Here is a 24,158-nt window from a genome sequence, read left to right on the forward strand (position 1 = left end):
ATTCATTCTCTCGTGCCAGTATGAAAGCAATCATTTCCCAATTTGTGTTAACCGGGTTGTTCCTGGCGTTTTTGTTGTGCCCCACCAGCTCCTCCGCGCAATGGCGGTCTTTGGGACCATTCGGGGGGGATGTGCGGTCGCTCGCGCAGGATCCCATCCAGCCCCAACGCCTCTACCTCGGCACGGCAGACAGTCAGATTTACGTCTCAACAGATGATGGGGACCGCTGGGAGCGGTTGGCGGCGGTGGCACCACGGTCGGATTTCATTGTGGATCACATTGTGATCGATCCCGCCCACCCCAGTCGAATCTTTGCCGGGGTCTGGTCAGTGACCGATAATGACCAAGGCGGGATATTCGTCAGCCTCGACTCCGGACTCTCCTGGAAAGAATTACCGGGCATGAGAGGGCAATCCGTGCGCGCGCTGGCGATGGCCCCCTCCAACCCTGAAATCCTCGTTGCCGGCACTCTCGAGGGGGTATTTGAAACCGCCGATGCCGGGCAGTCCTGGAAACAGATCTCTCCTCCCCACCACGGGGAGATCCGGAATGTCGAATCTATTGCCGTCGATCCCCGAAACCCGGAGATCATCTATGCCGGGACCTGGCACCTGCCTTGGAAAACAACGGACGGTGGAAAGAGCTGGATCCAAATCCATCGCGGGATGGTCGAGGATTCTGATGTCTTCGCCATCTTCATTCATCCGACGCTGCCGGACAGCGTTCTACTCAGCGCCTGCAGTGGAATTTACGAGACCTCCAACGGAGGCAATCTGTGGTCAAAGTTCAAGGGGATCCCTTCATCCAGCCGCCGCACTCGTTCCATCGTGGCGGATCCCGGCGATCCCAGAGTCATTTATGCCGGTACGACCGAGGGTTTGTGGAAGACCGTCGATGGGGGCGCCGCATGGAATCGGATGACCTCCCCGTTGCTGACTGTGAATTCAATTGTCATCGATTCCCGGGATCACTCCCGAATCCTCCTGGGTACTGATGACTCAGGCGTTTTGATGAGCAGCAACGGGGGACGGGGGTTCACGCCTCTGAACGAAGGCTTTACCAGCCGCGCTGTCTCCACCGTGCTTTTCGACCGTCGCACGGCGGGAAGTTTTTACGTCGCGGTTCTCTATGACTCCGAAAAGGGCGGCGTCTTCCGGACCGAAAATGGAGGAATCACATGGAGGCAACTGATCGATGGCTTGACTTCCACCGATGTGCATACCCTTTTCCAATCGCCCACTGATTATTCGCTTTGGGCCGGAACTTCGGATGGGGCGTTTGTCTTGAGCGCTTCGACGGGCCGATGGCGACGGGCAGATTTAAATGTCGGACTTCCGGCCGCTTCTTCGACCCCGGTCCGGCCAGGTTCCGGGGCCGCGAGAGGGTTGGGCGGCGTGATGGGGTTCTCGGGAGACCCGCGGTCTGGCCACTTTTTTTATGCCGCCGCGCGGCGAGGGCTCTTTGTCTCTCGCGATTCGGGCGCAAGCTGGAGGCGGCTCACGCCTCCTTCGGGAAACAGCGTTGGAACAGCCGTTCTTGCTTCAACGGACGGGCGGATTGTTTACGCCACATCCGCCGGTCTGTTCTTCTCGAGGGATCGGGGGGGGCATTGGAATGCGATCCCTTTGGAAGACGGACCGGGAATCGTCCATTCCATTGTGGCTTTCCCGGATAATGAAGAGGTTCTCTTAATGGCAACAGGGCGGGGTGTCTACCGGTCCACCGATGGGGGCGCCACCTGGACCCGCTCGGGGATAGGCCTTCCGCGCTCCGAAATTGCGGATATTCGCTTCGACACCCAACACGGGATCGAAGTGTATGTGACGGAATCTCACGTGGGATCGATCTATCATTCCCCCGATCGGGGGGAGACTTGGGAATGGATCAAGCCCTTCCCGGACACAGGACTGAAGTGCCGGTCGATTCTCCCGGATCCTTTCGATCCATCGCATGTTTACGCATTGTTCTTCCGCGAAGGGTTGTATTCATTGGATGTTGGGACTTTTTCAAAACTGAAAAACGCGCCGCCGGACGGCCGCTCCCGAAGCCCGCTGAACATTAATGACCAAGCCAAGTGAACATTGGACGGAAATCCAGGGTGGAGTGACGACACCGCTGAAGTATCAGGCGGCTGCCATCTCTGCCGGAATTAAGCCTGGCTCGACGAAGAAGGATTTGGCCATCCTGTTCAGTGAATCGGCTTCCTTGTCGGCCGCCCTCTTCACGCAGAACCGTGTTGCGGCAGCGCCGGTGCTGGTTTCCCGCAGGCTCCTGGCAGAAGCGCGCGGCAGTGTGCGTGCCCTCATTGTGAATTCCGGGAATGCCAATGCCTGCACGGGAAGGCGTGGAATTCGTGACGCCGAGAGCATGGCCAGGCTGACGGCGGATGCCTTGAAAATCCCCGCCGGGTCTGCCCTGGTGGCGTCGACGGGGGTGATCGGGGTGACGCTCCCCATGGACCGAATCATGCGAGGTATCCCGGCCGTTCTCGAGAAGCTCTCGAACCAGGGAGGATCTGATTTCTCCGAGGCCATTCTGACCACCGATACCCGGAAGAAAAGCTGCGTGGTGCAGTCCTCGATCGGGGGCCGAATGGTCACCATTGCGGGCGTTGCAAAAGGGTCCGGGATGATTCAGCCCCGGCTGGCGACGATGTTGGCTTTTGCTACTACGGATGCAAACCTGTCGCTTCCGCTCTTGAAGAAAGCGTTGCACCATGCCGCGAAGGTATCATTCAACCGGGTCACCGTTGACGGCGATACTTCAACCAACGATTCCCTCTTTCTACTGGCAAACGGGGCGAGCGGGGCTCGCGCCATTGCGAAGGAAGACAGATGGTTTGACCATTTCCAGCAGGGGCTCACCCAGGTGTGCACCTCGCTTGCCCGGCAAATTGCACAGGATGGCGAGGGAGCGAAAAAATTCATTGAAGTCAACGTCCGGGAGGGCCGGACGGCCAAGGAGTGTGAGCAGGTCGCCCGGGCCATTGCCAATTCACCCCTTGTCAAGACAGCGATCGCCGGGGCCGATGCCAACTGGGGACGGATTATTTGCGCCGCGGGGTACTCCGGAGTTCCTTTCGATCCGGAGCGCTTGAACATCGCCCTGAATGGCCTCCAGGTCTGCCGTCACGGCCAGCCCATGGGCTTCGACGAGAGGCGGGCCAAGGAGTTGCTCCAGGAACCGGAGGTCCAGATTGATGTTTCGCTGGGCCGCGGGCGCCAGGCGGCTACAGTTTGGACTTGCGATTTGACCGAGGACTACATCAAAATAAACGCCTTGTATCGAACCTGATCAATCTTGGCCTGCGCTGCACACCTGCGGTGATGGGCGATTTTTCTGATTCATCTAAATCATGAGGGTGGCCATGATAGAAAGCGAAGTGTCCGTATCATGCCGAAATCAAAAATACTGAACTCGAAAAAGCTCTTCACAGGGCAATCCATCGAGCTGGTCCAGGATTATGTCGTGGAACCCAGCGGCCGCTCGACCACGCGGGAGGTGGTTCGCCATCCCCCGGCCGTGGTAGTCCTTCCCATGATTAACAAGAGCGAAATCGTGCTGATCCGCCAGTACCGTTACGCGGTGGACGATTTCCTCTGGGAACTGCCCGCGGGGAGCGTTGAGAATGGCGAGTCGATTCTCCAGGCCGGAGGCCGTGAGTTGGAAGAGGAAACCGGTTATCATGCGGGGACCGTGTCGGAACTGGCCAAGTTTTACTCCGCCCCCGGATTTACCGATGAACAAATGCATTTGATCCTGGCATCCCAACTGACCAAGACGGAGGCGCATCCCGACAGCGACGAGAGCATCGAGTGTCATGCCATCTCGCGGGAAAAGGTATTTGCCATGTTGTTCGGCGGCGACATTATTGATGCCAAGACGATTGCCGGACTCCTGCTGGCAAAATCCAAGTTGAATCTATGAGCAGCAAAGCCGGTCGCCGGCGTCCGAATTCCTCCCGGGGGACGAGGAAGCCGACCAGGACATCAGGGACTCGTTCGGGGATTAAGGAGGCCCGGCCCGCCCAACCTTCCTATAGCGATGAGGGAGTGGATCTGACGTTGATTCGATGGATGCCTTCCCTCACTCCGGCGGAGCGCTTGGAGGTCCTGCAGCAGAATGTGCAATCTCTTCTGAGGCTGCGTGACAACAAACCGAAGGCCGTGATCGCCATCCTGCAACAAACCTTGAAGGAAAAATCCTCGGCATAAGGGTAGTGATTGGAGCGAGGGATCCGTCTGGGCTTCAAGAGCCTTTCAACCGCTAAGAGAATCACCTCATCGACCGGTTTTCCACGCGACTGTACATATCTGCCGTGAGGACCGGGTTTTGACAAGGGCGTAAGGTTCAGGCTATAATCGCCAGTTTATGAGGGTGGCCGGGCGGGATACCATGAGGCCGCCACTTTAATTGCGGAGCGGGTAGAGCCTTCGGATGGAGTCGAACAGCAACCTTATAGTTCGGGGCGCACGCGTCAACAATCTCAAGAATATTTCCTTTGAGCTGCCGTTCAACCGCCTCACGGTTGTGACCGGGGTAAGCGGTTCAGGAAAATCGTCGCTGGCGTTCGACCTGCTTTATGCCGAGGGCCAGCGACGATACATTGAGTCCCTCTCAGCCTACGCCAGACAGTTTCTGGAACGCATCGAGAAGCCCGATGTGGACAGCATTGACGGCATCATGCCGGCAATCGCCATCCGCCAAAAGACGTCCTCCCGAAATCCACGGTCTACCGTCGCCACAACCACCGAGGTTTATGATTTTCTCCGGTTGCTGTTCGCCCGCATCGGCGAGACCTACTGTCACCGCTGTGGGGAACAGATTCAGAAGGACTCTCCGGAACAGATTGCCGAAAGGATTCTCAAGCTTCCCGAAGGCACAAGGTTCTACGTCTTGTTCCCGGTGAGCGCCGCGGCGACAACGGCCCCGCCCTCCGACCCCAAAGCGGTCCGGGTGAGAAAACCAAAGTCCGGGCCCGTCGCACCCTCCCCGGCCGCCAAGGAAATCCTGGGCGGGATTCGCAAGGGAGGCTTTGGTCGACTGGTTCAAGGCGGGCGGGTCTTCGAATTCTCCACGCCCGAGTCCCTCATCGACTTGAATTTGAACGCCCCTGTTTATGTGCTGGTCGACCGCCTCTCAGTGAACCCGGACGTGCGTCAGCGTCTCATCGATTCTCTGGAGACTTGTTTCAAAGAGGGGAAGGGGCAGGCCATCATCCAGGTGTTGGATGATCGGGGGAGCAATTCAATTTCTCCTCCTGAATTATCTCCAGAAGTTTCCGCCGGAACCTCTGAGGCCGGGAAGGAAGAATCCCTTCTTTTCTTCAGCGACCAATTTGAATGCAAGCGATGCAGAATTCCCTATCCTCAACCGGAACCTCAACTTTTCTCTTTTAATAATCCTTACGGCGCCTGCCCGCGGTGTCAAGGGTTTGGAAACACCATTGATTTTGACCTCGATTTGGTGATCCCGGACAAGAACAAGTCCCTCGAAGACGGGGCCATTGAGCCGTGGACAAAGCTCCAATATCGACACCCGTTGGTGGAATTGAGAAAACTGGCCCGCGAAGAGTCTATTCCCCTCAACATTCCCTACTCACAACTTTCCGAGGGCCACAAGAAAATCATCCTGGAAGGAAAGGGACGGTTTCCCGGCCTGAAAGGCTTCTTTCAATATCTCGAAAGGAAAAAATACAAACTTCACGTACGGGTGTTCCTGAGCCGGTATCGGGGATACTCCCTCTGTCCGGACTGTCAGGGGACCCGTCTCCGTGTCGAGGCGCGGGACGTTAAGGTCGGAGGCAAGGCGGTTACGGAAATCAATGCGATGACGATCGCAGAGGCCCACGCCTTCTTTGAACGGCTTTCCCTCACCCCGAGCCAGGAGGCGATTGCGAGCAAGCTTCTTGAAGAGATCCGGCTGCGACTCAAGTTTCTTTATGAGGTGGGACTCCATTACATTTCACTGGACCGGCTGGCTTCCACCCTCTCCGGAGGCGAATCACAGCGCATTCAACTCGCCTCGTCGCTGGGCTCTTCCCTTGTGGGAACCTTGTATATCCTCGATGAACCGTCCATCGGCCTTCACCCCCGCGATTCGCAGAAGCTCATCGGACTCTTGAAGAATTTGCGCGAGATGGGAAACACGGTCGTGGTGGTCGAGCATGATGCCGAAATGATGAAGGCCGCGGATTACATCCTTGATCTCGGTCCCGGCGCGGGAGAAATGGGGGGGACGGTGGTTTTCTCGGGCCCCTTTGATCGGCTCACCCAGGACAGCCATTCGCTGACCGGTCGCTATCTCAGCGGGGACCTGCGAATCAACGTCCCCCGCCAGCGAGCCCGACAGACCGGAAAATACCTGAAGGTCTTTGGGGCTCAAATACATAATCTAAAAAACATCGACCTTTCGATCCCCCTCGGTTTGATGGTCACCATAACGGGAGTGTCCGGGTCCGGCAAATCCACCCTGGTCCACAATGTCATTTATGACGCCTACCGCGAACACCGGGGCGAAAAGGTGGGTCATCGGGCTTACTCCCGAATCGAGGGATGGCAGCATATTAAAGAGGTCATCCTGGTCGACCAATCCCCGATCGGCCGCAGCCCGCGTTCGAATCCCGTCACTTACATCAAGGCATTCGACGCCATCCGCGACGTTTTTGCATCCACCCCCGAGGCCCAAAAGCACGGGATGCACGCTGGACATTTCTCCTTCAACATCCCCGGGGGACGCTGCGTAACGTGCGAGGGCGATGGCCGAGTCACCGTGGAGATGCAGTTCCTTGCGGACGTGGAGTTGATTTGCGAAGATTGCAAGGGTTGTCGTTTCAAACCATCAGTGCTGGAGGTCAGGTACAGGGGAAAAAATATCCACGACGTCCTCCAGATGACCGTCCGGGAGGCATTGTCTTTCTTCTCGAACTTTCCCAAAATCGTCAAGAAGCTCAAGGTCCTCGATGAAGTGGGCCTGGGCTACATTCGCCTGGGGCAATCGGCAACGACCCTCTCCGGAGGAGAGGCCCAACGCGTGAAACTGGCCACGCACCTCGCCCAGGCAACCAGCGACTCAGTGTTGTACATTTTTGATGAACCAACCACCGGCCTTCACTTTGACGACATCAATAAGCTTCTTCACGCCTTTCACAAGCTCATTGAAGCGAAGGCGTCTCTCCTGATCATTGAACACAATCTGGACGTGATTAAGTCTTCAGACTGGGTAATCGACCTGGGACCTGAGGGAGGGGATGCGGGAGGCCAAGTGGTGGCTTACGGAACACCCGAACAGGTGGCAAGGATTGATAAGTCGTATACCGGGAAATATTTGAAGGGAGTCCTCTCAAACAACGGAAACCATGATAACGGAGGTGGAATCAGGACCTTGATCTCCAAAAAATGAACCCTCAAAAGACCCTTCGGGAACGCCTCCCCAGCACCCCCACCTCATGATCAAAACCCAGCCTGTCCGCTGGTCCGCAGTGGATTCATTACATTAACTTCTTTGTTTCATCTGTTGATTTTGTGGATTTCATCATGTCCTTGAATCCCAGGACCTTCGCCACGGCCCCTTCATCCTCGGCTTCTTTCTTCATCCCTTTCTTCATGTAAAGCATGGAAAGACTCGAGTGGGCGAGGATGTCATCGGGATCGATGGCGATAAGCTGCTTGGCCGCCTCAATGCCTTGGTCCAGTTCGTTAATGGCGTTATAGGCATTAATCAAGGCATGCCACACGTCGGTGTAGCGGGGGTCCATCTCAAGGGACTGCCTATAGCAGGCGATGGCTTCGGCAAAATTATCTTCCAGGGCGAACATTACTCCCTTTTCGTACAAGTCCTCTTTGGATTCCATTCCTTCACCCTCTTTTTTGGCGGGATTTTTACTTTGCGAAGGACGAGTTATACCATACCCGGGATGGAAGGGCAAAAAGCGGGCGTCCCGTCACATCCCACATCCCTATTCCGACTTTACCTTTTTCGCTTGAGCTGTGGACGGTGGAGAAATATCCGAATTGTTAGGCCCGAAGACATCAGAATGTAGCCCGGGCGGCGCGGCCTGCGTCAAGAAAGCAGATTGGAGGGGATAGAGGAGGCCCGATGAATCGGAAGTATGGATCCCGATAACTCTCCGACATCCGTCTGGATGGAATCAGAATGGATCCTCGGCCCAGGCGAAGGAGGCCAGGCGCCAGGTTGAATTCTGCCTCACAAAGACCCACGTGCCTCGTCCTTTGTACCCGTGGATGTTCTTATCGGCGTAAGCATTGGACGTTTTCTTGTAACTGGCCTGGGCCACAATCGCATTGGGAGAAGGAGCGAGCTGGAGGTTTTCAAATGCCAGGCTGACGGCCTGTCCCTCCCGGAAGTACTGATGATAGTAAAGCCGGGCGCGAGCCAGGTCCATCGATTCGCCGGTGTTGCCATTGACCTCGGTATAATCGGAAAGACACTCATTCAGGAGCTGGTCGGCATCATGATTCTGATAAGCGGCCTTCTCCCTGTCCAACAGCTCCTGCAGGGCGGCGTTCAAATCCTCCGTCTTTGCAACGGGGCTCTGGGTGGCGCTTCTTGCCCCGCGCCATTCATCGAATTTCTGGCCCGCGAGATAGCCGCCAATGGCGCCAACCAAAAGAATGCCCAGTAAATACATCGTTCCTTTCACCGAATCACTCTCCCTCTGATGGGTTAGATATGGATGCCCAATCGGTAAGCAAAATAAACCAGGACCTCCCGCAGGGAGTGCCAAAACCGGGCGACGGGCGAGTTCTCAATGGGGCTGCCCGGCGCGGGAGAAGGATACACGAGGATCCCTTCATGCGCAAAAATCGCCTTGCTGCGGAAAAGGTGAAATCCGTCGCTGACCACAATGCACGAACGGACCCCCTCGTGCTGCAACCGCTCTTTCACGGAACGAACGCTTTGTAAAGTGGTTTCCCCGTTCGGATCGACCTCAATCGAGGCTGCGGGCACACCGCGTTTCACCAGATACTCCCGGGCAGCTCCCGCCTCCGTAAATTTCTTATCAAGACCGTACCCGCCGGTCGTAATGATTCGCGGGGCCAGCTTCCTATTGAACAGGTCGACCGAGTGATCCAACCGCGCCTTCAGGACCGGAGAGGGACGTCCATTGTATTGGGCCGCGCCGAGGACGACAATGCAATCGGATAACTGCGCCTCATCCCGGCTCGCCTGGCGCCGAATCGCGGAATAAATCGACACCCCATAGGCCACGGTCACGATCGCGAGCAATCCCAGCAAAACCCGCACCACCAGACGTTTTGATTGCCCTGTCATGGTTAACAAGCTATAGCCACTTCTTCAACTTGCTCTTGCCGATGACGCCTTCGCGGATGATCTTGATGGAAGGCCCAGTCAAATCCACAACCGTTGAGGGCTTATCGGCAAGGACCGTACCCCCATCGATCAGCATGTCCACGCGACCGCCAATCTGTCCGAGGACCTGGCTGGCGGTGGTACATGAAGGGAGCGTCGAAAGGTTGGCGCTCGTGGCCGTTAAGGGAACCCCCGCGGAGTGGATTAGCGCCCGGGCCAACTTGGAATTGGGCATCCGCAAGCCGATATTTCCAGTCCCCCCAGTCACTTTGAGAGGAAGGCGGTGCGAGGCGCGCATGACGATCGTCAGGGGGCCCGGCCAAAACTCCCGGGCGAGCTCATCAAACGAGTCGGGAAGCTCAGCCGTCAACATGGTGGTTTGTTCCACATCGTCAATGAGCAACAACAAGGGCTTTGAGCGCGGGCGTCCTTTGATCTGATAGACCCGCTCCACCGCGGCCAGATTGAAAGGATCGGCCCCGAGCCCGTAAAAGGTGTCGGTCGGAAAGGCAACCACCAGACCCGCCCGGATCGCTATGCCTGCGGGGGTCAACTCCGATTCCTTGAATTTCTTTTGATCCACACTGATGATTTCAGTATCGATGTGCATGACGGGGAGCGGCCTCAGGTCTTGAATACGAAGGACAGAGCAGGCACCTGCAAATCATCAAAGCGGTCGCATTATCGCATACTTGAAGGGAATTTTGAACGCCCCATCCGATGCGACTTCCCATTGCTTTTTTCAGCCCCAGACTTTATCATTACCCCGCGATTCAACCTAATCGGCGAAATCTGAATCTAATGTTCTGAGTTCCGATAGGTCATGGAACCGCACACCCCACTCGGCAGGAGCAGATGACTTCAAATAAATTGCGTTTTTGGGTCTACTTAGCCCTCCTTTTATCCTCCTTTGCAGGCTCCACAGTTCTTTTATTCGGTCAGCTGAACCCGCTCGCGCTTCCCCAGGCCAAACTGACCGCTGCGATCTCCGCTTCGGATACCACCCTGAGCGTGGACAACGCGATTGGGTTCCCGTCCTCGGGAGAGGTGGCCATCGGCACGGAGGTGCTGGCGTACAGTTCATTGACGACGACCTCGTTCGTCATCTCCGCACGGGCCCAGGCTTCAACCACCGCGGCCGCTCATGACGTGGGTTCAGCGGTCACTTTTTTCCCGGTCCACGCAGGAATGCTGACCTCGTCGATTGATGCCGCAGCCACAACGTTGAACCTCAATTCCACCACTACCTTTCCGGGGGGGAGCGGTTCGATGCTCATCGATCAGGAAATTCTGACCTACGGGGGTGGAACCGCGAACACGCTCACGAACCTGGTCCGCGCCCAGCAGGGAACCACAGCTGCCGCTCACAACGCAGGTGCATTGATCATCGGCCGGGCCGCGCCGGCCCCGATCCAGACCCTGATCATCCCCCGATTGATCTCCGCGACAGACAGCTTTTCAGGGATCGCATTGGCCAATCTGTCGGATGGGCCTGCGAACATCATCCTCAACCCGATCAATTCGGATGGGACCCCTTTGACCTTCATCGACTCCACGGGCACGGTGGTTTCGGCTTCCAATTCCTTTACGCTAGGGGCCCACAAGCAGTTTGTGGGGGGTATTGCCGACATGTTCCCGAACCTCGGGAGCGCCACCGATTTCTACGTTCAAATGACCTCGGGCAATGTCAACGCACTGGGGGTCGTAGACGTGGGGAATGTGGATCCGGCCTTTGGTCTGAATCGACTCGAGCTGGCTCCCATCTCGGTGACTTCTTCAACCGACGTCATTCTTCCGATCGCGCTCCAGAATTCGCAGCAATTCTCGAGTGGTGTGGCATTGGAATTGGGGATCGTGACCTCTTCCATTCCGTTCGACATCACAGCGGATTTTGTTGACGCCAATGGAAATGTCGTCCAATCGACCACCCTGACGTCCCTGGGGGCCAATCAGCGGTTAATCAAAAGCCTCACCGATCTTTTCTCAAATCTGACTGACCAGACGATCGAGTCGGGATACATTCACTTGTCCTCGTTGTCTGCCTTCAACGCTTATGAGATGGTTTTTGTGGGACGAGAGAATGCCTACTTCGACGCCGTGGTGCGTTCGGACGCCGCCCCGGCCCTGAATATTCCTTTTGCCATCTCGGTGGGTCCGTACGAAACCCGCCTGGTGATCACGGATGGAACCGCCGCGGTATCGGGGCAGGTCCCTGTCGGCGTCGTCAATGTGAAAGTCACCGCCTTCAACTCCGATGGAAGCCTCTTCACCGGTAGTGGGGTGACTAACCCTGCGCTGGTCTCCTTTCCGGTCTCCGGACAATCTTCCCAGTTCATCAGCACCCTCTTTGGCCTGGGTCCTGCCCAGGTATTCTCGGGTTATCTCAAGGTAGAGCTTGCGCCCGGCTCTTCATCACCCGGAATTTTGGCCTCCGCGCTTATCCTTCATACGGAACGGAACCAATTGACGGCTGTCCCGGGACAATTCGTGCCGATGCAGAAGTTTGTTTTGACGCCGGCTTTGTTCGATCTTCAAATCACCACTGCCCTGTCGCTGGTGAATCCCAATGACTCACCCACGACGGCACAGCTCCAAATCATCCGTGCGGATGGCAGTCAGCAGGAATCTCAGACGGTCACGATCCCGGCCGCGGGACAATCCATTGTCGTGCTCTCTTCGCTCTTCCCGGATATCAGCGTGGCATCTGATGGATATATTCAGATCACCAGCCCACTCTCCCTCTTCGGCATGCTTGTTTTTGATAACGGGACCTTTCTCGCCTCGGGCTACCCGCTTCGGAGGCCGGATGAATTTGTCGTGTTCCCCAATCCGATGGGCCTGGCTACACCCCTTGACGCCACGGTTCCTCCCGAGGCTTCGTCGTTTGCCCTGACAGTCCAAATTCCCAATCCGGCGCCGACCGGCGGGGTGTCGGTCAGCGTGACGCCTCGAAACGCGAATATTGCGACGTTGTCCAGCAATACCATTGCCATTCCTGAGGGCCAGACCAGCGGGACGGTTACGGTAAGCGCACGCCTTAGCGGCGCGACCGTCATCGACGTCAAGGCCCCCGGATTCTTTACCGACGCCGTCGTTGTAAATGTGCAGAACACTACAGATTTTACCTTGTCACGAAACTTGACGATATCTCCTATCAACGTGACGGTCCCCAGCGGGGGGACGCTTCAATTCGCCCTGTCCTTTGATACAACCAATAATCCTCCCGTTTTATGGAACGTCAGCGGGGTCTTGAATGGGCAGAACGCTGTGGGGACGATTACCCAGAGCGGTTTTTACACAGCCCCCTTGCTGCTGCCGACCGACCAACCGATTCGGGTCGGTATCAGCGCCACAAACGCCAATACAACGTTTTTTGCCGCCTCCACTACCGTAACCATTCTTCCGCCGCCTCAATGAGGGGTGCGCAGGCCGGCATGAGTTCTGATTTCGCGGAATAATCCAACTCCTTTCATTATCCCGGTTTATCCACAGGGGAGATCCTTTACGCACGCGGTGTGGTGACCTTATGCGAATTCTCTCTGCGGCGGAGATGCGGGAAGTCGATGAACTGACCAGCGAGCGTCATGGCATTCCCAGCTTGACCCTGATGGAGAATGCCGGATCCGGGATCGCGGCGCATTGCGCCTCGCGCGTAAATTCCCTTGGCTCGACACAGATCCTCATCGTTTGTGGAAAAGGCAACAACGGCGGCGACGGCCTGGTGGCGGCCCGGTATCTCATCCAACGCGGCCTGTCCATCCATGTTGTGCTGCTCGCCTCCTACGAGCAGGTGAAAGGCGATGCCCGGGCAAACCTGGATGCGCTCATTCAGACCGGCCTCCGGCCACACTCCATCATGAAGATTGAGGACTGGGTCGAATACGCCTCTTCGATGCCCGCCCTCGATCTGGTCGTGGACGCCATTCTCGGCACCGGGCTCACCCATCCGGTGGAGGGATTCCTGTCACAAGTGATTGAGGACATCAACCGGCGTTTTTCCCCCGAAACGGTTCTTGCGGTCGACCTTCCTTCCGGACTGGTCGCCGATTCCCACGAAGTGGTGGGCCCCGCCATCCGTGCCCATACCACATTGACCATGACGGCTCCCAAGGTCTGCCTCGCCTTCCCTCCCGCGGCCGAGTTGGCGGGAGAGGTCCAAGTGATTCCGATTGGGAGCCCTGACTCATTAGTCGACGAGAGAGCGAAACAAAACCTTTACTGGTTGAAGGAATCTGATTGCCGGTTTGTTGTCGCCCCCCGTCCGGTGGGCTCCAACAAGGGCGCTTACGGCCACGCCCTGATCATTGCGGGCTCTGTGGGAAAAACCGGCGCCGCCGCCCTGGCGGGCCGTTCGGCCCTGCGGGCGGGAGCAGGACTGGTCACCGTGGCGACTGCGGCCAGCGCCCAGCCCCTGGTGGCTCAGTCCATGCCGGAGTTGATGACTATTCCGCTGGCCGAAACACCGGTCGGCAGCGTCGATCTCGCCTGTTTTGACTATGGAGTCCTCGACAACGCGCTGTCCGGAAAGACGGTTCTGGCCATCGGCCCGGGAATGTCGATGTTTCCGGATACCCAGGAATTCATTCGACGCGTGGTGACCCGATACCGGCTTCCCATGATCCTTGATGCGGACGCGGTCAATGCCTTTGTGGATCATACTTCGGACCTGGATGGGAAAGGCCGAACCCTCATCCTGACTCCGCACCCGGGGGAATTCGCGCGCTTGATCCGGACCACTCCGCAAGTCGTTCAGGCCGATCGTAGAGACTTTGCGCGCGAGTTCGCCACGCGACACCAGGTGATCCTGGTGCTGAAGGGGTTCCGCACGGTCGTCGCCACACCGGAGGGCGACATCCTTGTGTCTCCGGCGGGAAATCCGGGAATGGCCAAGGGGGGCTCGGGCGATGCGCTGACCGGAATCATGGCCGGCCTGTTGTCGCAATTCTCAAAGGCGCCCCCTGCCCGGGTCGCGTCCGCCGCTGTGTTTCTTCATGGCCGGGCGGGCGATTATGCGAGAGATCGTTGGGGAGAGACGGCCATGCTGGCAGGCGATCTGATTGATTCTCTGCCGGAGGTTTTGCGGGACCTCGCTCGTTCAACCACACCCCTGTCTGACCGCACCACCCTGTGATATGATTTTCACGATGCCTCGACGAATGGAGCCGACCACCCAGGAAATCTCAACGCACGCTTCCGAGGAGACTTATCAATTTGGCTTCAATCTGGGGCGGTCTCTTTCAACCCCCCGGAATGTCCTCCTGTTTGGCGAGCTCGGCGTCGGAAAGACGGTTCTGGCAAAGGGATTGGTGTGTGGGCTGGGCATCGAGGACCCGAACGATGTGGTGAGCCCTTCCTTCACCCTGATCCAGGAGTATCATATCAACGCCAGGATCATCCATCACGTGGACTTGTACCGGGTCGATGACCCCCGGGAGATTGAGGGGCTCGGGCTCGAGGAGTTGCTCCTCGATGACTCCGCGTATGTTATCGTGGAGTGGGCAGACAAACTGCCGCTCTCAAATATTCCGGGCACCATTCACATTCACATGCGAGATTTGGGCGATGACGACCGCGCCATCCAGGTGGAATACCGATGAAACTCAATATGGAAATCGTGTCTCTGGAAAACGACCACCGACGTATGGTCGAATTCGAACCCAAGCTGCTCATCTGTGCTGAATTCTCCGGCTGGAAGCAGGTCCTGGGCGGGGATCAGAAGGCATCGCTCGAAAAGACGGAGGGGGGCCTTCTGGAAAGAACTCCGCACTTTTTCCCGGTTTCCCCCTACCTGCTGACCAATGACGACAGGATCGTTGTCCAGGGCAAGCATACGTCCGGCGAAGTGGAATACGTCGCGCTCAAATTTGAAGACGAGGTCTATCTCTCGGTCGGAAGCGATCACTGCGACCGCCAGACCGAGACCTTTTCGCTGGGGAAATCCAAGCAACTCTGCCCGAAAGTCATGGCGCGACAGATGATCCTTCACCGGGAAATACGCCCCTACCGGGATGAACTGAAGCTGAGTTCCTTCGTGGCTTCCTATGACCGCAAGGTGCCTTACCAGTCGGCTTTCGTCGCCGACTTGATGCGGCTGGGATCGCTCATCCGCAGTTGCCCGCTGAATATCGACCTGAATGGGGCAGTCATGTTCTCGGGCACCGTCCCCACCATTGCCGATATGCCGGCCTACGCCTCGCATTTTTACTTTCAACTTGAGCTGGCGAGATTCAAACTTTCGATTGCCCACGACTACGCTATTGAAGTGTTGCCCGAGGCGGTGTAACCGGTGTGGGCGATATTTTCTCAGGTCCGTTTCATGTTCCAATTCATCATTTTCAACGGTCAATCAAAACGCCGTCCCATTTCCGCGGGACGACGACCGTCGTCGGGTCACGAATTTTCCATCCACAGGGATCCACACCACAGGGTTTTCCTCTCCTGCCTGATGTTTGCCTGCATGATTATTCCTGCCGGTCTTCCGGGCCAATCCGCCCCGCCACGATTGCGCAAGCCGGGCACCCCCGCGGCCAAGGAACCCGCGCAGCCCACGCCCTCGCGTTTGATCGGGAACTACAAATCACGCGAGGACCACGGCCCCTATTCAAAGGTCATCTACCGCAATGACCTTGTCTTGATCGTCAAGGAGCACCATGCCACACCGTTGGCTTCCCTGACTCTGCTCTTGAAGATTCCAGGTCTTGCGCCGACTGCCGAAAACGAATTATTGCTGAGAGTCGCAGCGCTGACCCTTCTCCCCTCGAATGAACCCCTCGAAACGAACGGCACAGAGTCGTCCTTCTCTTCCCTTGGCGGAATTACCCGTTCAACGGTGACGCCGGACCGAATGGAATGGACAGTCACCTTCCCGGCGGAGGCTATCCAGAAAATATATCCACTGGTCGTCCAGAGACTTCTCAAGACGGAACCTTCCCCGGAATTGGTGACCTCAGCGCTGAAAACCCTGTCGCGGCCGGAAGGAATGAACGATCGCAGTGCCGGGGGACGCGAGTTATTCATCCTGATGGGTTACCCGGCCCCAATTTCGGTCCCTTCGGAAGCGACACCTGACCTCTTGACCTCTCTGAAGCAGTTTCTCACACACTCACTCCAGGCCTCCCAGATGATTGTTTCGGTTGTCGGAGATTTTGACCGCGAGAGGGTGATTCAACAGGTGGGAGAACACTTCCTGAGGCTTCCGGAACAACCGTCGAAACCTAAGGCCACTCCTGTTCCCATAAGCCCCACGCCAGGGCTCCAGTACACCCTGCTCCAATCCACGGATGGATTGGCGGGGGCTGGTTTTTATTTCCATTCAAAGCCCGCCTGGACCCCGACCTTCGCGGTGTTGTCTTCCCTTCTCGCCCGGGGAGAAATGTCTTCGCTGCGCCACGATCTGATGTACCAGCGCGCCCTGATCTCCTCCCTTTCCGCTGAGGGGCTCCAGGTCGACGGTGAAAATTTCTTTGCAGTCCACTTCTCCTGTCCTTCCGAGGCGCTCGACCAAGCGACTGTTTACCTTCTGGCGCGCCTTCGCCAAATTACCAGTGCAGCACCCTCCGATGACGAGATGCTGCGGGCGCGTCGACAGTTTACTCTGGCTTGGGAGCTGGCAAATCGGGCGCCTTCCGCTGTCAGTGAGCGTTTAGCGGAATACGAAGCCGGGCGGGGTTATCTGGCCTACACGACTGTGCTGTCGGATCTCGACAAGGTCACGGCAGAGGAAGTCGCCGGAGCTGCAAACGGACTGTTCACGCTGGATACAGCACATGCCATCGAGCGCTGGCCGATGGCTCTTGCCTCGAGGCCATTTACTCCCGCGAGCTACCGCGATTTTGTCGACCTGGCGGTTCCACGGGCGTTGAACAAGATCGGGAAGAAGGCGGAGCAGGGGAGCGCCAACCTGCCTGCATCCCCGGAACGATCCGCCCCCTATGTAGGCAACCTCGACCGCAGCCAGTTGAAAGCCGAGCCTTGGAACAAGTATTCCATCCTTCGGGGACCGAATGTCTTTGTCAACGAATTCCATCTTTCGCCCCTGGTCACCATCGAGGTCCTCTACCCCGGCGGACAATTCTTCGAATCGAACGACCTTGCGGGCATGACCGCGCTCGCCGTGTGGTCCTCCATTCAGTCAACAAAGGACAAGACCCATGACGAATTGTGGTTCCAGCTCGAGTCTCTGGGCGCGACCCTTGTCCCCCTTGTGAAAAACGATCTATTCGGCTATGCCCTGACCGCCCCTCCTTCGACGGCCCCCGCCTGTATCGACCTCCTCCTGGAGATGCTCCTGGAACCGAGATTCTCAACGGAGGATGTCGCCGCCGTGAAGTTGCAACTGCTCGAACAACTCCAATCTCAACTCGAATCCCCGCGGAGTTTTGCAGCCGACAAACTGAGAACCTCTTTTTTCAGTCATACCGACCTCTACCCTTCCCTCGCTAAGCGGATGGCCACTGTCCGGAAGGCAACGGAGAAGGACATGGCGGCCTGGTGGGAGCGCATCCAGAAGGACATTCAGCCGACCCTGGTCATCCTGGGCGATACTCAGGGAACGGAATACGTCGCGCCCTTCGCCCGAAAACTCAGCAGCTCTAAATGGAAACCCGGTTCGTTTGAGCCGCTCAGTACCATCAAGACACCCAAACTGCCGGCCATGGTCCAGGACTCCGTTCAGACCGCCCTGTCTCCACTTTTGATGATGGGTTTCCATGGTCCCGCGTTCGGCGCCCCGGAGACGGATGTGATTGAGATCGCGAAGTGGCTCTTTAAAGACGTGTTCAATCACCCCCGCGTGACCGAGTTTTTTTACTTGCGGTCGTTCGAGGGCGACCGGGATGAGCGTCCGGGTGACCCCACCGCCCTTGCCAACCAGGCTCTGAGGCAGATGTCGGCCTTGCTTGCGAGCAACTCGGCTGTCCCCGCCGCACAAAAAATGTGGCAGACCGATCGGAAGTTGCAGGATCTGGATTCCGTCTTCAAGGGGCTTTCCTTCTTTCGACGTTCCTTTGGATCCCCTGATGTCGAATCGGCGGGCAAGGCTGAGCAGACCGCCTCCCAGATGACGGCCCCTCAACTCCGGGACGCGCTCACTACCATCTTCCAGCCCCAAAACCTGCTGGCCTGCTACGTGACCCCATCCTCCCATTAATGTTGAGTTGCGAAAGCCCGCCGCGGCGGGCCACGATCCCGTCTTTTGGGATCGCAGGTTCTTCTCTAGCGGTCGCAAAAGCCCGTGATCCAGCAAGGCGGGATCACGGCTACCAGAGCGTAGAGATCAGGGTACAGGCCCGCAGGGCCGACAGATTGTAGCCCCACCTGATGCTCCGCGCTTTTTGCGGAGCGGAGCGCAGACCCCGTGCATTTAGTGAGCCGGAGCTAGGGTGGGGTAAGGACGAGGAGTACCTCAGTTTAGGCCCGTAGGGCTGCCAGATTGTAGCCCCACCTGATGCTCCGCGCTTTTTGCGGAGCGAGGGTGGGGTAGCAATGAGAGAAAATGCGAGAGCCCCGCTTGCGGGGCGAAAGAATGCCCTTCCGGTCCAGTAAACTGATTATCCGATTCTCCTCGGCGTCTCTGCGGTGAACAGGGTTTGCTTTTCAGACCTGGACGAACTCCTCTCATTTACGCCCGTCCCCCTCAATGATAGAATGATCATCGCATCCAGAAAAGGAAAGGACGCCTATCCCCATGTTGATCGTGATGCGGTCGCATGCCACCCCGGAGGAGATTCGCAAGGTCTGTGAAACCATTGAGTCGATGGGACTCAAGGCGCATCCTATCCCGGGCGCGGAACGGACTGCGATTGGAGTAACGGGCAACCAGGGCGAGGTGGATATCGGCGCCCTCGAGGACCTCCCCGGTGTCGTGGAAACCATAGCGGTCTCAAAACCCTACAAACTGGTCAGCCGTGAATTGAAGCCCGAGGACACCATCGTGCGCGTGGGCAATGCGGCCATCGGATGCAAAGCATTGGCGATTATGGCCGGCCCCTGCGCCATTGAAAGTTATGACCAGGCGATGACGGTTGCAGAGACGGTCAAGAAAAGTGGAGCGCGTTTCTTCCGCGGAGGCGCCTACAAGCCCCGGACCTCCCCATACAGCTTTCAAGGCCTCGGGATCGAAGGGCTGAAAATCCTGGCCAAGGTTCGAGAGGCCTTTGGGCTTGCGATTGTGACGGAGGCGGTCGATCCTGAGAGCCTGGCCGCCGTCGAAGAATATGCCGACATGATTCAGATCGGCGCCCGCAACATGCAGAATTTCTCGCTTTTGAAACTCGCGGGAAGGGCCCGCAAACCGGTGCTTCTGAAGCGGGGGATGTCGGCGACTCTCGACGAATTTCTGATGGCGGCGGAATACATCATGTCGGAAGGAAACTATCAGGTGGCCCTGTGCGAACGCGGGGTCCGGACCTTTGCGGACCATACCCGCAATACCCTGGACCTGAGCGTAGTTCCCGCGGTCAAGCGGCTTTCACACCTTCCGATCATCGTCGATCCCAGTCATGGAACCGGCAAACGCGATAAGGTGATCCCGTTGTCGCGGGCTGCCATCGCGGTGGGGGCCGATGGTCTGATCATTGAAGTGCATCCGCAGCCCGACCATGCCCTGTCGGACGGGGCCCAATCACTTTATCCGACGCAATTTGAGCGTTTGATGTCAGAGATCGGCCAAATCGCTCCCGTGGTGGACCGTACCCTCACCTGATTGATTGAATCCATGCTGCAACAAAGATTCCCTATCGGAATGTCGAGGTTCGTCCGCTTTCTCCTCGCCCTGGCGAGCGTGACCGCTCTGCTGCTGCTCTTCGCCTGCGAAGACAGTGATTCTCCGCCATCCACCCCGCCAGAGGGAACACACTTTGCTTACGTTTCAAACGGGCTGGGCAATTCGGTCTCGATCATTGACTTGAAATCCTTTCACGTCGTGAAAGACCTGCGCGTCGGAAAGAGTCCCACGGGCGCGGCCGCGTGTCCGCAATCGAAGTTCGTCTTCATCGTGAATACAGATTCAAACTCCGTTTCGGTGATTGATTCATCGAAGCAGGAGGTGGTCCGGACCATCCCGGTTCATTCCAAACCCTTCTATGTTTTCTTTACACCGGACGGAAGAAGGGCCTTCGTCCCCAACTCCGCATCAAATGATGTCTCGGTGATCGACGTCTCGAGATTGGTGGTCGAGAAAACCATCCGGGTGGGCATGGGGCCGACGCAAGCCCTTATGAGTCCGCATAAATCCACTCTTTTTGTCGCCTGCTACGTCGGGGCTCAAATTGCGGCCATTGACACAACGGAACTTCGGTTAACCAGCACGATTCCTGGAGTGGCGCACCCGACTTCGCTCGCCATTCTTCCGGACGACTCCAAACTCTTCGTCTCAAGCGCCGACACTGGGCAGGTGACCGTGATCGACGCCTTGAAGAAGGAGCGGATTGCGACCCTGTTAACGGGAAAATCCCCGGTGTTTCTCCGCCTGAAGCCGGACGGGGGCGAGTTGTTTGTCAGCGATTTTTTGAACGACACCATTTCCATCATCAACACCGCCGCTAACGACATCTCTGTGACCTTTCCCGTGGGAAAGCAACCCAACCAGACCGTGGTTACGGGCGACAACACTCGGTTGTTTGTCGCAAATTTCGGTTCGGGCTCGGTCCTCGCCTTCAACGTCGACGAGCGCACGGTTCTCAATTCAATCCCCGTAGGGTCCGGGCCGGACGCCATGGTGTTGACGCCCGGCGATCGATATCTGCTGGTCGCCAACTCCCGCTCGAACGACGTGTCTGTTATTGACACCGCCACCAACCAGGTTTTCACGGTCCTTTCGGTCGGTCCCTCTCCCCGCGCCATCGCCATCCAATAAGATTTTTGCTTTCCCCTCGGGTGCCGCAGGCATGCGCTCTTTGCATGCCTGCGATTACCAACGCCCATTTCACGGTCTTGGTGATTGGAATTTGCACTTTGGGTTTTGTTTGGAATTTGGGTTATGGAATTTGGGTTATGGAATTTGGGTTATGGAATTTGGATTTTATTTGGATTTTGGTCTTTGGGATTTGGAATTTAATAAATTGGGGTGCCGCAGGCATGTGCTCTTTGCATGCCTGCGATTGTTAACGTCCATTTCACGGTTTTGGTGATTGGAATTTGCACTTTGGGTTTTGTTTGGAATGTGGGTTTTGGAATTTGGATTGTATTTGGATTTTGGCCTTTGGGATTTGGAATTTAATAAATTGGGGTGCCGCAGGCATGTGCTCTTTGCATGCCTGCGCCTCGCGGTTTCCTTTTTACAGACTCGCTTTTGTTTGGAATGTGGACTTTGGTTTTTGTTTGGAATTTGGATTTTGGACTTTGGAATTTCCGCTTCGGTGATTTCTCCCGCCCGCGTCAGATCTCCCCTTCTCCGATTAATTCCCTTGAAATCTGCCGAAGCGCGTCCTACACTTCGAACTGGCCGGCTTCCCCCCTGTCGGGCCCCTCTTTTCAACACGGTGATTGGCTGGCCGTTGGTGCTCACCTGTTTTTCCTTGTTGCCACTCCAGGACGGATTGGCGCTTGCCCTACGGAGGCTTGATGAGTATTGCCAGGGATACTCTCGTTTACTCCCTCTCCATTAGAACTCCAATGATGATTCAAGGCCGTTTTGGTAACCAGCGACCTTTTCTGTGTCGGGGGGCAACCACATCATGGCCTGGTGGAAGCTTTGGTAGCCCCGCCACGCTTTTTGTGGCGGGGGCGTTTGGTCGCAGTATGCGGAAAGCCTACAGTTATGGTCAGATTCACGAAAGGGCCCCCGCCGGGCAAAAAACCCGCCGCGGCGGGGGGCTACCAAAGCAACACCGGGGTGCCGCATACATGCGTTCTTTGCATGTGTGCGCATGCCTGCGAGAGAGGGTATGCCATGAGGGTAGAGATCATTTCGACTTTTCATCAAGGACCTCGTACGCCGCAGATTCGGAGAGACATTAGTTGGTTGGCGAAACTGAAATCAACTGTTGGTACTGAGGAGGGATGTATGCGGTTTCTTAAGATTGGCACTTTTTTCTTGATACTGTTTGTTACGGCAAATGGCTATTCTCAGGGCTCACAGACGACCAAGCCGGACCCCCAGTCCGCGACTCAAACTCAATCGACTCCACCAGATCAGCGAGTGAAATCGCCGCTTGCTTTTGGTTTGGAAGATGGGACCCCCGTCAAACTGCGTCTCAGTCGAACCATCTCGTCAGCAGACGCCCATGTCGACGACCGAGTCGATTTTGAGGTTCTAGAGGGCATCAAAGTTGGTGAGGTCCTGGTGATACCCAAAGGTGGGATCGCGTGGGGGACGGTGACCGAGGCTCAAGCGAAACGCAGAATGGCGCGTGGTGGAAAACTGAATATTAACATTGATGCCGCTCGACTCCTATCGGGTGAAAAAGCCGCATTGCGTGCGATTAAAGAAGTCAAAGGCGGCGGTCATACCGGAGCGATGACGGGTGGTATCGTCGCCACCAGCATCGTGTTCTTTCCCGCGGCCCCATTCTTCCTATTCATGCACGGGAAGGACATCACAATCCCAAAGGGCACGGAGATAACCGCTTATATCAACGGTGACATGAGCTTGGATCCAAAGAAGTTTGAAACCAAGCCAGCGGGTGAAGCGTCGTCAACACCTGCTGTTCCATCCCCCGCGATGAAACCAATCGATACCAAACCGAGCGCTGAAATATCCGCCGTCTCAATAAAGTCTGTACCTGAGGGGGCTGAGATAACGGTTGATGGTAAGTATGTGGGGAGCACTCCATCCACTTTGCAGCTCACCCCAGGCGATCACACGATTTCCATTGAGAAATCAGGGTTCCAAATGTGGCAGAGAACGATTTCAGTGACAACCGGAAGCTCAGTAACTGTGGAGGCAATGTTGGAAAAGGTTCCCGAAACAAAGCCATTGGTGCCGTGACTAAGTTATTGAGATTGCATGTCCGCAAAGAATCTTCGGACTCGGCAACTTCTCGAAGTCGACTACTGTCCGCATGTTCATAACGACGCACCCGATTTCTTAGTGTTGGCTAACTTCTCGATTTTGGCAACTGTCTTTAGGTTAACAACGAGGTGACAACATGGACCCCCTATCCGCATTCAGGACTGAAGTTCTCAGACCAATAGTAACAATCGTTGTCCCAGGGTCCATAGCGACGGCACCTTTTGTCCTCCTGGCGAGGTATTACTTTCCCCAAACGTATACTCTGTGGGAACAGCACCCTTCGGCCTTCGTGACTATTCTCACCGTTTGTGTATTGGCAGTTGGATTCATTCTCGAAGACTTGGGTGGGCATATAGAGAAGGATCTTTGGGACCACAGAATCAAAAAGAAATATCAACGACATGATGAAGACTGGTACAAATACCTGCAGTTAAGATTGCAGGATGAAATTATCGGGCAGAGGTACATTCAGGATATCAAGACCCGCATGAAGTTTGAACTCTCGATGGTTCCAGCGCTGCTGATTTTCTTAATTGGACTTATATGGACAAACGCAGAATACAAGCTGTGGTCTACGTGCGGAAGTATTGTGAGCTCAATCATCATTCTTATAATTGCGGCGTATCTCGCTTATGAATCTTTCTTGAGCGCTGAGATTCTATCGAAAACAAGAAAGCTGATCTTGGACGCCGCCAGTGGGATGGCCCCCAAAATATGATCCGGCTGCACTCCATAACCCATTGTTCGACCCAAGATAGAAGAAAGTATGCAACAAAGGGGGTCAGCGAATTTCGGTGCCCGACCCGAACAATGCTGGCGGGCGAAGTTCTGGATTCATCAATAAGCACCTGTGGGAGAGAATTTCAATGTGCAC

18 protein-coding genes are annotated in these 24,158 nt (G+C 56.4%); 14 read left to right on the forward strand and 4 right to left on the reverse strand.

Annotated elements, in window-relative coordinates:
• Positions 1-20 precede the first annotated feature (20 nt).
• From LAO21_18680 to uvrA, 5 genes are all read left to right on the forward strand, one after another.
• Positions 21-2,078 (forward strand): transcriptional regulator, encoded by a 2,058-nt coding sequence (locus LAO21_18680; GenBank protein ID MBZ5554748.1) that lies wholly within the window; start codon positions 21-23, stop codon positions 2,076-2,078.
• Positions 2,062-3,294, forward strand: a complete 1,233-nt coding sequence (gene argJ / locus LAO21_18685; GenBank protein MBZ5554749.1) for a bifunctional glutamate N-acetyltransferase/amino-acid acetyltransferase ArgJ — start codon at positions 2,062-2,064, stop codon at positions 3,292-3,294. The genes LAO21_18680 and argJ overlap by 17 nt, the downstream gene beginning before the upstream one ends.
• A gap of 99 nt (positions 3,295-3,393) precedes the next feature.
• A complete protein-coding gene (locus tag LAO21_18690; GenBank protein MBZ5554750.1) occupies positions 3,394-3,927 on the forward strand; it encodes an NUDIX hydrolase in 534 nt (177 codons plus the stop codon).
• Positions 3,924-4,214, forward strand: a complete 291-nt coding sequence (locus LAO21_18695; GenBank protein ID MBZ5554751.1) for a hypothetical protein — start codon at positions 3,924-3,926, stop codon at positions 4,212-4,214. Before LAO21_18690 ends, LAO21_18695 begins: the two co-directional genes overlap by 4 nt.
• Positions 4,215-4,437: 223 nt before the next feature.
• Entirely contained in the window at positions 4,438-7,401 is a 2,964-nt protein-coding gene (gene uvrA / locus LAO21_18700; GenBank protein ID MBZ5554752.1) for an excinuclease ABC subunit UvrA, read from the forward strand.
• A gap of 88 nt (positions 7,402-7,489) precedes the next feature.
• Here uvrA and LAO21_18705 read toward each other — a convergent pair whose 3' ends face one another.
• From LAO21_18705 to LAO21_18720, 4 genes are all read right to left on the reverse strand, one after another.
• Positions 7,490-7,852: a tetratricopeptide repeat protein gene (locus tag LAO21_18705; protein MBZ5554753.1), complete on the reverse strand. Its 363-nt coding sequence runs from the start codon at positions 7,850-7,852 to the stop codon at positions 7,490-7,492.
• Between the two features lie 297 nt (positions 7,853-8,149).
• Entirely contained in the window at positions 8,150-8,662 is a 513-nt protein-coding gene (locus tag LAO21_18710; GenBank protein ID MBZ5554754.1) for a nuclear transport factor 2 family protein, read from the reverse strand.
• A gap of 23 nt (positions 8,663-8,685) precedes the next feature.
• Entirely contained in the window at positions 8,686-9,294 is a 609-nt protein-coding gene (locus LAO21_18715; protein MBZ5554755.1) for a YdcF family protein, read from the reverse strand.
• 10 nt (positions 9,295-9,304) lie between these two features.
• Positions 9,305-9,943 carry a threonylcarbamoyl-AMP synthase gene (locus LAO21_18720; protein ID MBZ5554756.1) on the reverse strand — a complete coding sequence of 213 codons (639 nt, stop codon included), beginning with the start codon at positions 9,941-9,943 and terminating at the stop codon, positions 9,305-9,307.
• A gap of 245 nt (positions 9,944-10,188) precedes the next feature.
• Between LAO21_18720 and LAO21_18725 the strand changes: the two genes are divergently transcribed.
• The 9 genes from LAO21_18725 to LAO21_18765 all read left to right on the forward strand — a co-directional run bounded on the left by LAO21_18725 (position 10,189) and on the right by LAO21_18765 (position 24,002).
• On the forward strand, positions 10,189-12,750 hold the full coding sequence (locus tag LAO21_18725; protein ID MBZ5554757.1) for a hypothetical protein: 2,562 nt from the start codon (positions 10,189-10,191) through the stop codon (positions 12,748-12,750).
• Between the two features lie 109 nt (positions 12,751-12,859).
• On the forward strand, positions 12,860-14,464 hold the full coding sequence (locus LAO21_18730; protein ID MBZ5554758.1) for an NAD(P)H-hydrate dehydratase: 1,605 nt from the start codon (positions 12,860-12,862) through the stop codon (positions 14,462-14,464).
• Positions 14,465-14,477: 13 nt separating this feature from the next.
• Positions 14,478-14,930 (forward strand): tRNA (adenosine(37)-N6)-threonylcarbamoyltransferase complex ATPase subunit type 1 TsaE, encoded by a 453-nt coding sequence (tsaE, locus tag LAO21_18735; GenBank protein MBZ5554759.1) that lies wholly within the window; start codon positions 14,478-14,480, stop codon positions 14,928-14,930.
• Positions 14,927-15,616 carry a DUF2848 domain-containing protein gene (locus LAO21_18740; protein ID MBZ5554760.1) on the forward strand — a complete coding sequence of 230 codons (690 nt, stop codon included), beginning with the start codon at positions 14,927-14,929 and terminating at the stop codon, positions 15,614-15,616. Before tsaE ends, LAO21_18740 begins: the two co-directional genes overlap by 4 nt.
• 174 nt (positions 15,617-15,790) lie before the next feature.
• Positions 15,791-18,481: an insulinase family protein gene (locus LAO21_18745; protein ID MBZ5554761.1), complete on the forward strand. Its 2,691-nt coding sequence runs from the start codon at positions 15,791-15,793 to the stop codon at positions 18,479-18,481.
• A 537-nt stretch (positions 18,482-19,018) separates the two neighbouring features.
• Entirely contained in the window at positions 19,019-20,035 is a 1,017-nt protein-coding gene (aroF, locus tag LAO21_18750; GenBank protein MBZ5554762.1) for a 3-deoxy-7-phosphoheptulonate synthase, read from the forward strand.
• A 39-nt stretch (positions 20,036-20,074) separates the two neighbouring features.
• The gene (locus tag LAO21_18755) at positions 20,075-21,187 is read left to right on the forward strand and encodes a hypothetical protein (protein ID MBZ5554763.1); all 1,113 of its coding nucleotides are present in this window, start codon (positions 20,075-20,077) and stop codon (positions 21,185-21,187) included.
• Between the two features lie 1,149 nt (positions 21,188-22,336).
• Positions 22,337-23,260: a PEGA domain-containing protein gene (locus LAO21_18760; GenBank protein MBZ5554764.1), complete on the forward strand. Its 924-nt coding sequence runs from the start codon at positions 22,337-22,339 to the stop codon at positions 23,258-23,260.
• A 160-nt stretch (positions 23,261-23,420) separates the two neighbouring features.
• A complete protein-coding gene (locus LAO21_18765; protein MBZ5554765.1) occupies positions 23,421-24,002 on the forward strand; it encodes a hypothetical protein in 582 nt (193 codons plus the stop codon).
• The last annotated feature ends 156 nt before the right edge of the window (positions 24,003-24,158 follow it).

Source organism: Terriglobia bacterium (assembly GCA_020073085.1).
Lineage (GTDB): Bacteria > Acidobacteriota > Terriglobia > JAIQFV01 > JAIQFV01 > JAIQFV01.

What these genes read in the sequence shown, in the direction of transcription:
- LAO21_18680 (MBZ5554748.1), top strand. Translation starts at nt 21, where the DNA reads ATGAAAGCAATCATTTCCCAATTTGTGTTAACCGGGTTGTTCCTGGCG.
- argJ (MBZ5554749.1), top strand. Translation starts at nt 2,062, where the DNA reads ATGACCAAGCCAAGTGAACATTGGACGGAAATCCAGGGTGGAGTGACG.
- LAO21_18690 (MBZ5554750.1), top strand. Translation starts at nt 3,394, where the DNA reads ATGCCGAAATCAAAAATACTGAACTCGAAAAAGCTCTTCACAGGGCAA.
- LAO21_18695 (MBZ5554751.1), top strand. Translation starts at nt 3,924, where the DNA reads ATGAGCAGCAAAGCCGGTCGCCGGCGTCCGAATTCCTCCCGGGGGACG.
- uvrA (MBZ5554752.1), top strand. Translation starts at nt 4,438, where the DNA reads ATGGAGTCGAACAGCAACCTTATAGTTCGGGGCGCACGCGTCAACAAT.
- LAO21_18705 (MBZ5554753.1), bottom strand. Translation starts at nt 7,852, where the DNA reads ATGGAATCCAAAGAGGACTTGTACGAAAAGGGAGTAATGTTCGCCCTG.
- LAO21_18715 (MBZ5554755.1), bottom strand. Translation starts at nt 9,294, where the DNA reads ATGACAGGGCAATCAAAACGTCTGGTGGTGCGGGTTTTGCTGGGATTG.
- LAO21_18720 (MBZ5554756.1), bottom strand. Translation starts at nt 9,943, where the DNA reads ATGCACATCGATACTGAAATCATCAGTGTGGATCAAAAGAAATTCAAG.
- LAO21_18725 (MBZ5554757.1), top strand. Translation starts at nt 10,189, where the DNA reads ATGACTTCAAATAAATTGCGTTTTTGGGTCTACTTAGCCCTCCTTTTA.
- LAO21_18730 (MBZ5554758.1), top strand. Translation starts at nt 12,860, where the DNA reads ATGCGAATTCTCTCTGCGGCGGAGATGCGGGAAGTCGATGAACTGACC.
- tsaE (MBZ5554759.1), top strand. Translation starts at nt 14,478, where the DNA reads ATGCCTCGACGAATGGAGCCGACCACCCAGGAAATCTCAACGCACGCT.
- LAO21_18740 (MBZ5554760.1), top strand. Translation starts at nt 14,927, where the DNA reads ATGAAACTCAATATGGAAATCGTGTCTCTGGAAAACGACCACCGACGT.
- LAO21_18745 (MBZ5554761.1), top strand. Translation starts at nt 15,791, where the DNA reads ATGATTATTCCTGCCGGTCTTCCGGGCCAATCCGCCCCGCCACGATTG.
- aroF (MBZ5554762.1), top strand. Translation starts at nt 19,019, where the DNA reads ATGTTGATCGTGATGCGGTCGCATGCCACCCCGGAGGAGATTCGCAAG.
- LAO21_18755 (MBZ5554763.1), top strand. Translation starts at nt 20,075, where the DNA reads ATGTCGAGGTTCGTCCGCTTTCTCCTCGCCCTGGCGAGCGTGACCGCT.
- LAO21_18760 (MBZ5554764.1), top strand. Translation starts at nt 22,337, where the DNA reads ATGCGGTTTCTTAAGATTGGCACTTTTTTCTTGATACTGTTTGTTACG.
- LAO21_18765 (MBZ5554765.1), top strand. Translation starts at nt 23,421, where the DNA reads ATGGACCCCCTATCCGCATTCAGGACTGAAGTTCTCAGACCAATAGTA.